A 14,754-nucleotide genomic window follows, 5' to 3' on the forward strand; every position below is an offset into this window, starting at 1 on the left:
TTACAATAAAAAATATTTTAGAAATTTAGCGGCAGTCTGCATGAGATATTGTCAATGGCCCCCTTCTAGCTTACTCATTTTTCTCTTACAATTAAGGGTTCTGTGGAAGAACTAATGTCGGCAGTTAATCGGAAGAAATACCCTTTAAAATGACGCTTGTCAAGCTTGTATGAGAAGAAAAAATCGCTCAATTCCTCACATTAAATAAAAATCGGAACTTTAAAAATAGAAAAATTGCAGATTTGACTTCCAAAACATCATCCAAATATCCCCCGCCTAAAATCTCAGACCTATTTCCGTGGCGGCTTTTACAACCAGCTTAACACTGGGCCGTGCGACACGAAAGTCGCCAATAAGAGCTGTGGTGCTCTTAATTTTAAGAAAACACCACCATCCATGCTGCTGGATGAACCTACGATCCTGAATCAAGAGCGGATCGGACAACGTAGCAAAGTACGAAAGTACGGGATTTAAAGCGCAAGCCAAGGATCCTCCTGGTAGCCGAAACCAGGTGAGCGCTAGGTAGCTGATATGTCGAAGATATCTGAATCTGCGTCAAAAGACCGTAATGTTAAATGAGGGTAAACGGCTGATACCTTCATCAGGAAATAGGAAAGCCATGGGCCCAAAGGCTTTCGCAGTCATCAATGTTTCCCGGTCTCTAGCAGGCGACTAAGTCAGCGTGCTCTTATGGCGGAACGTGGTAAGCCGGTAGAACTCCTCCCAGGAGGACAGTCAATCGTAAGAAAGACCTATGGTTCTGCCGGTAAAGGATGCTCGAGAAAGCAAATGCCTCTTTGTAATGAAGTGGATACGGGTTTAAACGTTACCCGGCACGAAAATGAGCCCACTTCGAGCAGGTCTTCAATGGTGAGAGAACTTGGAGAATCGACTTTATGAAAGAACGCAAATGACAGCGACACAATCGACTGGTGCCCTTTCGGCAAAAGCTGACAAATCTTGGTCCACAATAAATTGGGATCAGATTAAAGCTTTTGTCTTTCGACTCCAAGTACGTATCGCCAAGGCAGAAAGGGCAGGAAGAAAGGGCAAGGTGAAAGCCTTGCAACGACTCCTGACCACCTCGTTTTACGGTAAATGCTTATCCGTTAAGCGAGTTACAAGCAGCGCAGGCGCTAAAACTCCTGGCATTGATAATGTGATCTGGAGTACTGATCTCCAGAAAATGAGAGCTGTAAAGAGTCTCAAACGCAAAGGCTACAAGCCACAACCGTTAAGACGCATTTACATCCCGAAGAAAACAGGAAAAGGCCAAAGACCGCTCTCCATTCCAACATTGAAATGTCGAGCGATGCAAGCCCTACACCTACTCGCCCTAGAACCAATTGTCGAAGAACGAGCCGACCCGAATGCCTACGGTTTCCGTATGAAGCGGTCGACTCATGATGCGATTGAACAATGCTTCATTGCATTGGGAAGAGCAAAATCAGCGACATTCGTGCTTGAAGGTGATATTCGGAACTGCTTTGGCCAAATCAATCATGATTGGCTATTAGAGAACATTCCCATGGACAAAACAATCCTAAGGAAATTCTTAAAGGCAGGCTTCATGGAAAAAGGTCATCTCAACCCAACAACGAAAGGAACGCCACAGGGATCAGTGATTTCGCCAGCACTTACGGTTATAACCTTAGCTGGTTTGGAGGGCAAGCTCCGACCAGCCAGCGAGAACCAGAGAAAAGGGAAGAAAATCAATACCATTTCCTATGCTGATGACTTTATAGTCACAGCGGCTTCAGCAGAGCTTCTCCAAAACGAAGTGATGCCAAAGCTGGTTGAATTCCTTAAAACAGTTGGACTTGAGTTATCGACAGAGAAGACAAAGATTACACCGATTGAAAAGGGGTTTGACTTTCTTGGCTTCACAATGCGCAAGTACAAGAATGGCAAAGTCCTAACCAAACCCTCAAAGATAAATATCAAGAGATTTTTAAAAGAAATCAGAGAGTTGATCCGAAAAGGGGCAGCACTGCCAACAGATAAGCTAATCCATGCGTTAAACGAAAAGATAACCGGATGGACAAATTACTACCGCAGTGTCGTGGCATCGAAAGTCTTCGCTCAAATCGACCATGAACTCTTCCAGGCCCTCAAACGGTGGGCGCTCAAAAGGCATTCCCGAAAAGGCATAAAGTGGATTATGAAACACTACTGGAAGAGCCATAAGGGCGATAATTGGCGTTTCTATTGTCTGATAAAGGATAAAGAAGGGAAGAAGAAAACCCTCTTCCTAAAACGCGCAATAGACACCAAGATTCGCCGTCACATTAAAATTGTCGCTAAAGCTAATCCTTTTGACCCTTTTTACAAGGAATACTTTGTAAAGAGAGAACAGGAAAAGCAACGCCGTTGTAAACTCAGTTACGACACTGAGCTGACCGGGTTGAAAACCATTCAGCCTTATTGAGGGCTTGAGCTGTGTACGGTGAAAATCGTCCGCACAGTTCTGAGAGGGCTGCCCAGGAGTAATCTTGGGCTTGCTACTCGACAAGAACTCGTTGATAACCTTTTATTGGTATCGCAAAGACAACTTCAAGTACTGGAGTTTACAAAAAACCAACCACATATCTTGGATAAATCTATTTTTGGCCAAGCGCTGAATGTTTTCCAAAAACAAGAGGATTTACTATCCCAACTGTGGTCAAACTATGCTTTATCGATGGTAGAGGAAGAATAAAAGAGAACGCATGGTAAAAGGCGCCTTATCAACGTCACAGGCAGAAGATCTTCAGGAGATCATTGAAAGGGTAACTTATCATAATCCTGACAATGGATTCTGTGTCCTTCCTGTGAAGGTCAATGGACAGCGTGACTTGGTGACCGTAGTGGGGTCAAGTCGGCACCGTCAAGGTGCCACTTATCCGAAAGTTTCCTCTCTCGTTTTTTGATAACGTTTCGGAAATGACTTGAAAACTTGATAGTCCAAGATCGAATTGTCTCATAGCTGACATGAATCCCTCGATAAGCCATCTGTTCTTCAATATCTCGATAACTGTTATTAAACCGACGATAAATCCATACAGCCTGGCTAATAATAGAAACTGGAAACCGATGACGACGGGGAGCGGTGGATAATGTCATGTTCCAACCCTTTAAGCATTTTTCCCAAAACTATCACACCAGCCTATCTTCCTAAGTTAACTTGACGATGCCATTCACTTTGCTTATAGACCGTTAAAGTTCTAGCTTACTTAAAAAGGATCAAATTTATCAAACTTCAAGGAGCAGATGACTATGGTTTTCAGATTTTTTAAGAATACTGTTAAATTTTCTTTAGTATTTTTTTACCTTTTATACCTACATCAAACTTGCCTGCTTGCAATGGAGAAAGCGGATGATATTAGTCAATTAGATAGGAAGGGAGTGCCGATGTCGACGAGCAAAACCATCCTCATTACTGGAGCAACGAATGGTTTAGGCCGCATAGCCGCAAAAACTCTGGCTGAGCAAGATGCTCATCTCATTATAATTGCACGTAGTCAAGAAAAGATGGATGAAACCCACGCTGAGATTCTTAGATCAGTGCCCTCAGCGAAAATTGATTTTGAGTACGCCGATTTTACTCGACTCAGCACAGTAGCTGATGCCGCTTTGAAGATTGCTGAGAAGTATCAACGTATAGATGTTCTTATTAATAATGCAGGTATTCATGCCTTCGAACAGCGCATTACCGCAGATGGCTTCGGCGAGATGGTTTCAGTAAATTACCTCGCTCCTTGGCTATTAACCTCGATCCTTCGTCAGCGCCTAGTAGAATCAGCTCCATCTCGCATTGTAACTGTAGCATCTGAAGCATCTCGACAAAGTAAAAGCTTAGACCCAACACGAGATCTCACCGATACTACAACATATACGTTCCTTGGCTCATCGCAGTACTATGGTTGTACTAAACTAATGAATATAATGTTTTCAATGGAACTAGCACGTCAGCTTAAAGACACCGGCGTGGTGGTTAACTGCCTCTGTCCAGGTTTCAATGTAACCGGACTGGGAAGAGAGGTACCCTTTGCAGGCCTTTTGGAAACAGTGTTAAAGCTATTTAGTGTAGGGGATCCCAACCGTGGAGCAAGCATAATTGTCCAGCTCGCCTCAGACACTGCCTTTGCCAACGTATCTGGCGGTTATTTTTCAGTGGATGGTAAACCAATAACCCCAATTGATATAGGAAATGATATCACCGCCCAACAGTTACTCTGGACAGAAACAGCTAAACTCATGAGAAAGTATAATCCGTTTAATGAATAAAAAAATGATTTTTGGGGAGGGTTACCGTAATATTTCTCGTTTAACTTCACTTTCTTTCAAAATAAGAGGAAGAAGATAAGCATCTCAGGATTTCTTCAAATAACCCCTCTTTTTGTACTGGCTTGGTTAAGTATCCGTTCATACCTGCTTGCAAAAATCTTTCACGATCTTCTACCATAGCATGGGCGGTTACAGCGATAATAGGGAGAGTTTGCGCCGTAATTTTCAATCTATCCCGTATCTGTTGAGTTGCCTCAATACCATCCATTACAGGCATTTCACCATCCATTAAGACAAGATCATAGGGGGGGTGGCCTTTGGTGATAGCTTTTACAGCCTCTGCCCCATTCCATACCGTAGTAACAGAACATCCTGCTTTGGTTAGCAAAGTTTTTAAAATAATTTGGTTGACCGCATTATCTTCTGCGACTAACACTCGAATATTTGGTAGTTTTTCAATTTCTCTTAGGGAAGTCGGACTCCCGAATGAAGAAATTAAATCTTTTGAGTAGCCTACTTTTATATGGAAGCGAAAGGTCGTACCTTTATCAACTTCACTTACGATTGTTATATCCCCGCCCATCATTTCACATAATTTCTTTGTAATAAACAATCCCAAGCCAGTTCCTCCAAATCTACGCAGTATTGAGTCATCTGATTGAGAGAAAGGTTTAAAAAGTCGCTCTTGAGTTTCAGGTGATATACCCATGCCTGTATCAGTGACTTTTCCGGTGATAATTTGACAAACATCTCCTACAAGCCTAATATGATCTTTATCAGATTTCCCCTTAAGAGAAACCACTACGCTCCCTTTACTAGTAAATTTAACAGCATTGCCTATTAGATTAAATAAAATTTGCCGTAACCTTGTAGGATCACCTATGACATAAAGCGGAAGCTGAGAATTTGTCACCAGAGTAAGGTCTATTTCTTTTTTATGAGCATCTAATGACAACATCTGCACTACTTCTTGGGCAATAATAAGAGGATTAAACTTAATATTTTCCAGCTTAAATTGACCGGCTTCAATTTTTGATGTATCTAAAATATCGTTTAATATGCTTAAAAGCGACAAACCAGCGCCATGAGCCATTTGCAAGTAATTTAGGTCTTCGTCAGGCAAAATTCCTTTGTTAATAAGTTCCAACATACCCAAAAGGCCTGTTAATGGGGTTCGTATTTCATGGGACATATGGGCTAAGAAGCTTGATTTTGCTTTGTTTTCAGCTTCAGCTTGTTTTTGGCGTTGTTGTAACCTCTCACCTTCTATTTGAGTCATCCTCATATATTTCTCATTAATAATGCGGCTTGATAAGGAAGCAACAAGGTCAAGGTTTTCCAAGAGTTTTCTATTGATAGTTTTTACACGATTGCAGAGTCCAATGACACCTATCACTTTCCCTTGGGCTAGGAAAGGTATGCCAAGAAAGGATTTTAATGGTGGCAACTCAAGAGGAATTTCAATTTTTTTAGAATAATTCTTAATATCATTCACCATCAAAGGTTCTCTTGTGGAGAGAATATCTTCAATAAAATTGTTGAAAAATCCCTCTAAGTTTTTTGTTGTTTCTTGTCTGATAGGGGAATTCTCGACTGAAAAATTGCCTTCCCATAAATAAGGAGAAGGATGGCTACCAATTTGGTCAGAAGTTATCTCCTTAATAAACCCGAACTCACTTTCGCTCAACCTGATGAAATTTTGCAGAATAACTTGTAAGCTATAACCTTCATTACTTTCCTCATTTTCGTAAAAAAAACTATTAATATGTGAATTTTGAATTTCTGTAACAGCTTCTAAAATTCTTTGTTTTATATACCATTCCTTCCTCGCCGATTGTGTGAGTCTTTGGTCTAAACCTATTTCTAGTTTTTTTATTAAAGTAATATCTCTGGCAATAGAAAGAGGATAATCTTTCTCACCTTTTATTACCTTTTCTGTTGTCCTTGATAGCCCTATCCAATCTAACCAACGATAAGACCCATCCTTACATCGATAACGATTGATTAGTCCTGCTGGCGCAAATTTATTTTCATATTCTAATGTTTTTTCAATATCGTCGGGATGGACAAAATTGATATAAGGGGTACTCAGGAGCTCTTCAATTTCCCATCCTAATAGATAGTGCCAAGTAGAATTAAGCCTTTTAAAATGGCCGCCGAATTGGAGAATACATACAAAGTCTTGAGAGTTTTTAAAAAGATACTCTATCTCTTTTTCCGACAGACCCCATTGAGGACCGCTATAGCTGCCCGCTTCTTCTTGTAAACCTATAATAGGGGTAGGCATATCCTCCTCCTCCTCACCAAGGAGAGAAAGGCCACCTGTCCGTATTTGAGGTTGTGGGGTAATTTCCAGATTGGTTTTCTTTTCTTCCTCTTCTGTGGGAGACATAGACCATACTTGTTTTTGTGGAAGAGTGACAACCATCAGAATGAGGGCTAATAAATACTTTCTCATATCGCCGCCTCATAAATTATTTAAAATAACGATATTATTCTTACAGAATTAATTTCTATTTAAAGGAGAAAATCATAAAAGATTCTCTGAAAAAGCATATAGAGCTCAATCGCCCCTGATGCGTCAAAACTTTACTTTATGCAATTTCCTTATAAATTATGTGAGTGTTAAGCATTTAGTTATTGCCGAAATAAGAGTTTTTGCTTGAATAGGTTTAGTCACATATCCATTAACACCTGCTTCAAAAAACTCTTCTTCCTCTTCTCTCAGAGCACTTGCTGTTACCGCAATAATTGGTAATTCTTTTTTTGAGAACAAACGGCGAATGTGGATTGTAGCTTCCCTGCCATCCATTTCTGGCATCTGCCCATCCATAAGAACTAAATCAAAGGCTGCTTTTCTAACAGCTTCGACTGCTTTTATACCACTGTCAACAACCGTTACCAAGCATCCTTTACGGCTTAATATTGTTTTAATGACTGTTTGATTTATAAGATTATCTTCTGCCAATAATACGCGTATATCATGTAGGTCAATAACTTCTGGAGAAGGAAGGGGAGGAGAAAAAAACCGCTCTGGATGACGAAGAATAACTTGGAATTTAAAAGTACTTCCTTTTTGAGGCTGACTTTTAATGTAAATAGTTCCACCCATCAGTTCACATAAATTCTTCACAATAGACAACCCTAGACCTGTCCCCCCGAAACGACGACTTGTTGATGTGTCGGCTTGTGAGAAAGGACGAAACAGGCGTTGTTGTGCCTCAAAAGAAATTCCTATACCTGTATCTTTTACAGATCCGCATAGAATGAAACTATTCTTATTAGCCCCTAAACTTGCTTGATCTCTCTTGCCCGGTTTTAAGACTACATTAATCCGGCCATGCTCTGTAAACTTAAGGGCATTACCAAGAAGATTGAAAAAAATTTGTTGTAAGCGTGTGGGGGTCGCCGATTAAATGATCAGGGATTTCCGACGCAATCATCAAATTTAAGGCAATACCTTTCTTTTTAGCTAGAAGAAAAAAAGGTTGAACAACTTCTTGTGCCAATCGGAACGGATTAAATTCAATACTTTCAAGCTTAAATTGCCCGGCCTCGATCTTTGCAATATCTAAGGTATCATTAAGTAAATTGAGTGCGGTCAACGAAGCAGATTGAGCCCCTTTTATATATTCAGAATTCTCAGGGTTTAAAGGGTCTTCGCTTATGAGATCTAGCAAACCTACGATACCACTTAAAGGGGTGCGAATTTCATGAGAAATATGGAAAATAAACGTTGTTTTAGCATCACTGGCCGCTTTAAGAGCCTGCAGATGATGGATCCGTTGACTTTCTGCTTCTTTATATAAGCGGCACTCGTTAGCTATGCGTGAAGCCAAGCGAGTTAAAGGCTGAAGCTCCGTGACTGCGGAGCCACAATATGCGAGAGGCGCATTAACTAACCCAACAACTCCTATAGTTTCTTCTTCACACAAAAGAGGCAATCCAATGAAAGTCTTTAAAGACGGCAGCCCTAATTTATTTAAAGCAGTAGTTTTAGTCTGAATAAACTGTTGGTGAGTCCGTAAAAGCTTCTTAAACAAACTTTCAAAAGGGTGTAAAGATGGTTGTTCCTCTTTTCTACACCTGCTGAAAAATTTTTGGATTTCAGGAGAAGCCTTAGGACTTAGGCAGAAAATAGGATTTAAAAGCTCTGCACTGACTGCTGTATTCTTAAAATATCCTAAAAAGGCAAATTCGCTTTGACTTAACCGTAATAAATTTTTTAAAAGTGATTTTAAGCTTTTTCCGTCTTCTAGAGGCCCCCCAAGTATTTCACGTGTCCAACTTGCTTGAATACGGATCACGGTGTTAAGAATCTGATTGTAGTTTTTTAACCCCTTCGCCGAAATCTTAAGAGCCTTTCGGGTTTTTTCTCGGAAACTTTTTGTAAAGTTATATCGCGGGCAAAAAGGATGGGTTGACCTTGAGAGGTAGGCTCACTCAGATCAGGTAAAGCTATCCAGTCGAGCCAACAGTAACTGCCATCTTTACGCCGCACCTTATTTACCATAACTGCGGGATGCTTTCCGTATAAATACTCTCGAGTCTTTATTATATCCTTAGGATGCACTAAATCGAGGAAAAGTTTTTCCAAAAGTTCTGCCATTTCCCAACCTAGAATGTCTGCTCCCTGCGCATTGAGCCTTTGAAAGCATCCTTTCTCATCAATAATACAGACCAAATCCGTGCAGGTGTTGAATAGATAGTCGATTTCCTGTTCGCGAATTCCCCACAAACGGCTAGGGATTAAAGAGGTCGCTTCTCTTTGAGCAGGAGCAGATAAAGTTTTTTGGGAAGAGGAAGATAAGAGTGCGTGGTTTTCCATTTCCTCACTGGCTTTTGAAAAGGAAGGAAGTAAAGTAGAAAGAAAAAAGGTGACATTGATTATACTTAGAGAAGATTTAAAAGAAGAAAAAAGCATAATATGTCTCCATAGGAGGAAGGATAAAAAAATTACTTTAAGGAAGTCAGAAGAAGCTAATTTATAGCAGAATATGAAATTTTATAATTTAATGAAGTAAATTATAAAATAAGAAAAAAAGAAGTTTTTATTCCAATATAACTTATTTCTAAAAAAGTATAAAATATAAAGCAATACTATGGCAGGTAAAAACTGAGATAATATTCCCTTGAAATATAAAAGCGTAAAGAAAACTGGAGTGTCTATCAAGAATCGTGAGTAAAGGTTAAGTTAGATTTGTAGTATATTGAAGTGCTTTATTGCGCAAATAAGATAAAAGGATAAATTGCTCCCTTATTATTAGATTTTGGCCGCAATCGGCATGCCAGATTATGCGGCCCTTTGACCTAATCCTGCTTGCTGAGTCTATACAAAAGAGAAGTGTAATAAAAAGTTATATTAGTATTTAGTAAAAGAATTTATAATGGTAGTTCTCGAGATTTTATCCCAATCAACGAGCTAATCGTACCCTCCCAAACAAACCTACCCAGCCACGCTCTGTTACTTGACTCTTAAGTTGGTAGCTTCTTCACTGTTAATGTGTAAGTTTTTTGTTTTAGTTATTATTATAATAAATGCAAATTTTACATAAATGAAATTCATTTTCATTAAAATATTAAGTATAAAACAACATTAAATATTATTACTTTATAACATAAAAACTATTATAATATCTCCTACAATACAAAATTAATAATAAGCGTTTTTAATAAAAAAATATTTAAGTAAATTATAGTAATTTTTTAAATAAGTTTATTTTAATGAATAAGAAATAAAATATAAAAATGGAAATAAATTTTATTAAAAAAAATTCTCTTAAGAATTTAAAAAAAATATGCCTTTTTACAGTTTCTTTGGCCTTATTTCTTCCGGATTCAGCTTTTTCTAATACATCAACAGACACAGCAAAGGACAGTAATTCTGATAAAAAGACGCAGAATAAAGATGGTTATTTTTATGATAAAAAGTGGCAACCCACGATAAACCTTGGGGGAAAATACGGCAACCAAAGACATATAGGTCAACTCGCCTTGTTGTCTCCATTATGGCAAAATGATACAGAGCTTCTGTATGTTGATTTCCGCTTTATGGCTGATTCAAAACCATCGAGAGAAGGAAATTTTGGGATTGGAAAACGTTGGATTACTGGCAACCAGAAATTTATTTTAGGCGTATATGGTTTTTATGATCGGCGGCGTACGGAATTCTCCAATTTTGTCAATCAGATAACTTTTGGGTTAGAGGCCCTTAGTGAAACATGGGATTATCGCGTCAACTTTTACTATACACAGAATACTTCTAAAGAAATTGAAAAAAGTAAAGAAGAGGTGAAAGGTAAACCTTGGACAAAATATCAGGGACATAATGAATATATTTATACCCCAATCTCTCTAAAAACCCTTAAAACTAAAGAAGTACCTTTAAAAGGATTAGATCTGGAAATAGGGAATGCTATTCCAGGTCTTAATTTTTTAAGAGTGTATGGAGCTTATTATCACTTCCAAGGGCATTCAGGTGCAAAATCAATTAATGGTGTTCGCGCACGCGCCAATATGCAGCTGCATGATAATTTTTCATTAATTGTGGAAGGAAGTCATGATAACGTTCGAAAAAGGAATGCTTTCATTGGCTTCCAATTGCGCGTTCCTTTGGGAGAAAGCAATAACAAAGTAAGAAAGCTAACTGCTCTAGAAAAAAGGATGACTGACCTTCCTGAACTTGGTATTGATACTATTACTAATGTGGCGGCTCCTACTGTAGATATATCTCACTTAAGAACAGATGAGACAGTAATAAATAATGTTTACTTTGTTGAAAAAGATGGGGCTTCTTCCCCCGCAGATCCGCAAGGACAGTATGAAAATCCTTATAGTTTAAAAGAACTAACCCATTTAGATTCGCTTAAGAGCAAGTTACAACAAGATGGAGGAGATAAAAAATGGATTTCTTTATCAAATGGGAAGTATGACGGGGAAATTTTAGCCGGCGACCTCCTTCGTCAAGTAGAGGCTACTCATCAACTTGCAGAGCGTCAGCGCCAAGAGGCCGAACATCTGCACCTTGAGCACCAACGTCGACAAACTGAACGTCTTGAAGCAGTGCGTCTTGAAGCAGCAGCCCGTCTTGAAGCAGTGCGTCTTGAAGTCGAACGTCTTGAAGCAGTGCGCCTTGAAGTCGAACGTCTTGAAGCAGCCCGTCTTGAAGCCGAACGCCTTGAAACAGTCCGTCTTGAAGCCGAACGCCTTGAAGCAGCAGCACGTCTTGAAGCAGCCCGTCTTGAAGCCAAACGCCTTGAAGCAGCAGCACGTCTTGAAGCCGAACGCCTTGAAGCAGTGCGCCTTGAAGTCGAACGCCTTGAAGCCGAACGCCTTGAAGCAGCAGCACGTCTTGAAGCAGCCCGTCTTGAAGCCGAACGCCTTGAAGCTGCAGCACGTCTTGAAGCAGCCCATCTTGAAGCCGAACGCCTTGAAGCAGCAGCACGTCTGGAAAACGTGAAGAGCAAGAAAGGCTAGAAGCGGCACGGGCACCGTCATCAACTATGTTTGTAGAGATTTAAGTTTAGCATTAGCAATGATAACGATTTTACGCATAAGAGCCGTCAAAGGCACCGTCAACTTAACAAAGAAGCAAAATAGGAATAAAGTAAGGAAAAAATAAAGTTGGTATGATTCCGCCATGTCCTTAATCAAAGCTCCCAAACGTCACTGCTTCCCGGTCTCGATAATCAGCCAAGCCGTGTGGCTTTATTACCGTTTCAATCATAGTTATAGAGATGTCCAGGAACAACTAGCCTTTCGAGGAATTACCCTGAGTCATGAGACGGTCAGGAAATGGTGCACTAAATTCGCTCTTCATTTTATAGATGTCATAAAGAAGCGTGAGAGGAAACCGAGAGATAAATGGCATCTGGATGAAATGGCTCTTAAGATTAATGGAGAGATGTTTGTCTTATGGAGAGCTGTCGATCGCGACGGAATGGAGCTCGATGTCTTTCTCCAAAAACGTCGCAATAAGAGATCGGCTATCAGATTCCTAAGCCGATTATTGGGGACGCACCCAGCCCCAAGGGTTATTGTTACCGACAAATTGAAAAGCTATGTAAAGCCGATCCAATTCATGTGCCGTAAAGTAGATCCCAGGACCCACAAGCGGCTCAACAATCGTATCGAAAACGCCCATCAACCGACTCGCCGTAAAGAAAAATGCTTGATAAAATTTAAGTCTGCTCCTGGAGTTCAAAGATTATTGTCCCTGATGGGAAAGGTCCGCAATATCTTTTCAGTGGAAGTTGGTCGGTACAAGAATAAAGCACCAGATCAACGACTTGCTTTCTCTGTCGCCAAGGCCATTTGGCTGGAGGCGGCTCTACAGCTTCTTTCTGTCTAAATTTGACAGTTCCCACCCTCAATCTACCCTCTATTAGTTAAGTTGACGGTGCCCCACTAACCAATTTTTTATTACATTTTCTTAAGGGAGGAAAACAATTGAGCTACTTGGAAAAGCATGAAAGGGAGCGTTCTAATTAATCCTTCCTCCGCAAATAAATTTCACACTTATTTTGCAATGTGGTATCTTAAATGGCGTTTGGCAATTGATATCCCTCCTTCAAAATTTAAGTTGATGAACTCTAGTGGAACCTAGACTTGGACCAACCATTAAACAGCTTACGGTGACATCGTCAATCCTCACATTAAGCGTTAAGCACTTTGAAACTCAAGCTGCTCGAAATGCTTGACACCTAATAAAAAGACAATAATAGAAGGAACAAACACTAGCCATAATCCCCAATGACCAAACCATGTTGTCAAATAAATTAATCCAAACGATGTCACAATATACATAAAAGCCCGCGAGAGAGCATAAGTAAAGCTGGCATAAGTAAAACGCCTGGAAACAGGGAGATGGACTAAAAAAACCGGAATGGCTGGTGCGCTGTCCGGTGCTAAGGCAACAGTTAGGGCTTGTAAAAAGAATATACTAAGGGGAGTGTTTGCATATTCTAACACGAATGGGCAAATAAGAATAAAGATGAGAAAGAGGAAGAGTTTTGTTTTAAGAATTTTCAGAGGATGAACCCAATAACTAAGAACAGCTACCCCAGTCAGGCTTAAAAGTTGAATAAGGGTGACTGCAAGATTTTGGTGAATAACTTGTTCGGCAGTGTAGCCCAATGATTTCAGGATATTCCCACAATAAATATAAGCAAAATAAAAACAGATAGGCCAAGCGCATTGTATCAGAAAAAACATGAGCCCCGATTTTTGAGCGCTTTTTTTATCTTTCGATATCACCGCAGCCTGCATTAATTTTTTAGATTGAACCAGTTCTTTTTTGCTGGCCGTCTCCAAGGATTTTTGGCGCTGCCGTTTCATTTTTATATCGGCAAATTCTGGCGTTTCGCGCAGGCGCGTGCGTGCAACAGAACCAATAGCCGCTACACAAGAACCAATCCAAAATGCCATCCGCCAGCTCATTTCAAAAGAAGTAAAAAGAGAAGCAATAACGAGTGCCATGGCAGTTCCCAATACTGAAGCAACGGCAATAAAAGCGACGTAAGGATAGCGAATAGGGACTGGTAAGGATTCAGTTAAATAGACTTCTGCGCCAACAATTTCTCCAAGAGAAGCCACTCCTTGAACCATCCGACAAATCGTAACCATCCAGGCGGCAGAGATGCCAATCTGAGCATAGGTCGGAAGATTAGCCATAGTGATGCAAGAGATAGCCATCAACATCGTGGTGAGAATGACGGTAGACTTTCGTCCCAAGTTGTCACCTAAATAACCAAAAATTAAAGCTCCAAATGGCCTTAAAACGAAAGTTGAACAAAAGGCAAATGCTGAAAGCAGCGCCGTAGTATGCGGATCAGTTTTGGGGAAGAACAGTTCATTAAGCAAAACAGCCATATGCACATACAGCATTAAATCAAAATATTCAAGAAATGTACCAATTTGAAGGAGACCAATTGCTTCTTTTTGATTTATGGTTAAATGTTCTGTGTGCTTTTCTTTATCGGAATTTAAGCCGCTAGAGCTGTTAGAAGATTGAGAAGGGATTAGTTCTGAATTATTCATCATGTAGCCCATATAATTAAAAACTTAAGACTTTTAACCATCCTTTAAAACTGCGTAAATGATAAGCCTTCTTTTCTTATTAAAAGGGAGAGAAAAATGCTTAAGTTTTCTCAAAATGTGCCTCTCTTTATAAAAACGGTAGCATCTGAGATATAAAATAGCATGGTCCTCCCCTTGGGGATCCCACAAAATGCTGTGTTAATGTGAAAAAATTGCACCGATTTTTTAATTTTTTCCCAATATAGCTGGCGATTAATTTTACTTCTTCTTTGGGTAACCCTATCTCATTTTTATCATTTCGGTTTATGAGTATTTTTAAAAGGTGCTATGCCATTAACCCAGTCTAGAAAATTGAGAAAAAACAATGATCAGCCCCATCTCAGCAAGAGGCTTTGATTCTTGGAGTATAAGATCTTGGAGTTGAAGAGATGCATCTTTTTTTCCGCTTTG

General features: G+C 39.8%; 12 protein-coding genes. 6 read left to right on the forward strand and 6 right to left on the reverse strand.

All coding sequences use genetic code 11. The annotated features are described in order from the left end of the window. Window positions 1-276: 276 nt before the first annotated feature. Window positions 277-486 (reverse strand): hypothetical protein, encoded by a 210-nt coding sequence (locus tag IG80_RS0103370; protein WP_032112575.1) that lies wholly within the window; start codon window positions 484-486, stop codon window positions 277-279. A gap of 424 nt (window positions 487-910) precedes the next feature. On the opposite strand from IG80_RS0103370, the gene ltrA reads away from it, so the two are divergent. The 4 genes from ltrA (at window position 911) to IG80_RS0103390 (ending at window position 4,266) form a co-directional block, all read left to right on the forward strand. Further along, window positions 911-2,428 carry a group II intron reverse transcriptase/maturase gene (ltrA, locus tag IG80_RS0103375; protein ID WP_032112576.1) on the forward strand — a complete coding sequence of 506 codons (1,518 nt, stop codon included), beginning with the start codon at window positions 911-913 and terminating at the stop codon, window positions 2,426-2,428. 18 nt (window positions 2,429-2,446) lie between these two features. After that, complete coding sequence (locus IG80_RS0103380; protein WP_032112577.1) at window positions 2,447-2,698, forward strand: hypothetical protein; 252 nt, start codon at window positions 2,447-2,449, stop codon at window positions 2,696-2,698. 10 nt (window positions 2,699-2,708) lie between these two features. Further along, a complete protein-coding gene (locus IG80_RS16145; protein WP_032112578.1) occupies window positions 2,709-2,909 on the forward strand; it encodes a YrrC family ATP-dependent DNA helicase in 201 nt (66 codons plus the stop codon). 481 nt (window positions 2,910-3,390) lie between these two features. Next, window positions 3,391-4,266: an SDR family NAD(P)-dependent oxidoreductase gene (locus tag IG80_RS0103390; protein ID WP_032113319.1), complete on the forward strand. Its 876-nt coding sequence runs from the start codon at window positions 3,391-3,393 to the stop codon at window positions 4,264-4,266. 46 nt (window positions 4,267-4,312) lie between these two features. Here the strand turns inward: IG80_RS0103390 and IG80_RS13055 are convergent, their stop codons facing one another. The 4 genes from IG80_RS13055 to IG80_RS0103405 all read right to left on the reverse strand — a co-directional run bounded on the left by IG80_RS13055 (window position 4,313) and on the right by IG80_RS0103405 (window position 9,190). Next, entirely contained in the window at window positions 4,313-6,724 is a 2,412-nt protein-coding gene (locus IG80_RS13055; RefSeq protein ID WP_052045950.1) for an ATP-binding protein, read from the reverse strand. Between the two features lie 156 nt (window positions 6,725-6,880). Then, on the reverse strand, window positions 6,881-7,651 hold the full coding sequence (locus IG80_RS13060; protein WP_232224361.1) for an ATP-binding protein: 771 nt from the start codon (window positions 7,649-7,651) through the stop codon (window positions 6,881-6,883). Then, window positions 7,629-8,573 (reverse strand): sensor histidine kinase, encoded by a 945-nt coding sequence (locus tag IG80_RS13065; protein WP_052045954.1) that lies wholly within the window; start codon window positions 8,571-8,573, stop codon window positions 7,629-7,631. The genes IG80_RS13060 and IG80_RS13065 overlap by 23 nt, the downstream gene beginning before the upstream one ends. A 26-nt stretch (window positions 8,574-8,599) precedes the next feature. After that, window positions 8,600-9,190 carry a PAS domain S-box protein gene (locus IG80_RS0103405; protein WP_032112579.1) on the reverse strand — a complete coding sequence of 197 codons (591 nt, stop codon included), beginning with the start codon at window positions 9,188-9,190 and terminating at the stop codon, window positions 8,600-8,602. A gap of 893 nt (window positions 9,191-10,083) precedes the next feature. Here IG80_RS0103405 and IG80_RS0103410 point away from each other — a divergent pair. Together IG80_RS0103410 and IG80_RS0103415 are read left to right on the forward strand one after the other, a co-directional pair. Then, window positions 10,084-11,742, forward strand: a complete 1,659-nt coding sequence (locus tag IG80_RS0103410) for an inverse autotransporter beta domain-containing protein (protein WP_198027143.1) — start codon at window positions 10,084-10,086, stop codon at window positions 11,740-11,742. A 163-nt stretch (window positions 11,743-11,905) separates the two neighbouring features. Beyond that, window positions 11,906-12,616, forward strand: coding sequence for an IS6 family transposase (locus IG80_RS0103415; protein ID WP_032112581.1), 711 nt, complete (start codon window positions 11,906-11,908; stop codon window positions 12,614-12,616). Between the two features lie 311 nt (window positions 12,617-12,927). Here IG80_RS0103415 and IG80_RS0103420 read toward each other — a convergent pair whose 3' ends face one another. Beyond that, window positions 12,928-14,307 carry an MFS transporter gene (locus IG80_RS0103420; protein ID WP_198027145.1) on the reverse strand — a complete coding sequence of 460 codons (1,380 nt, stop codon included), beginning with the start codon at window positions 14,305-14,307 and terminating at the stop codon, window positions 12,928-12,930. Window positions 14,308-14,754: the final 447 nt, after the last annotated feature.

This window comes from Candidatus Paracaedibacter symbiosus, from assembly GCF_000757605.1.
GTDB lineage: Bacteria > Pseudomonadota > Alphaproteobacteria > Paracaedibacterales > Paracaedibacteraceae > Paracaedibacter_A > Paracaedibacter_A symbiosus.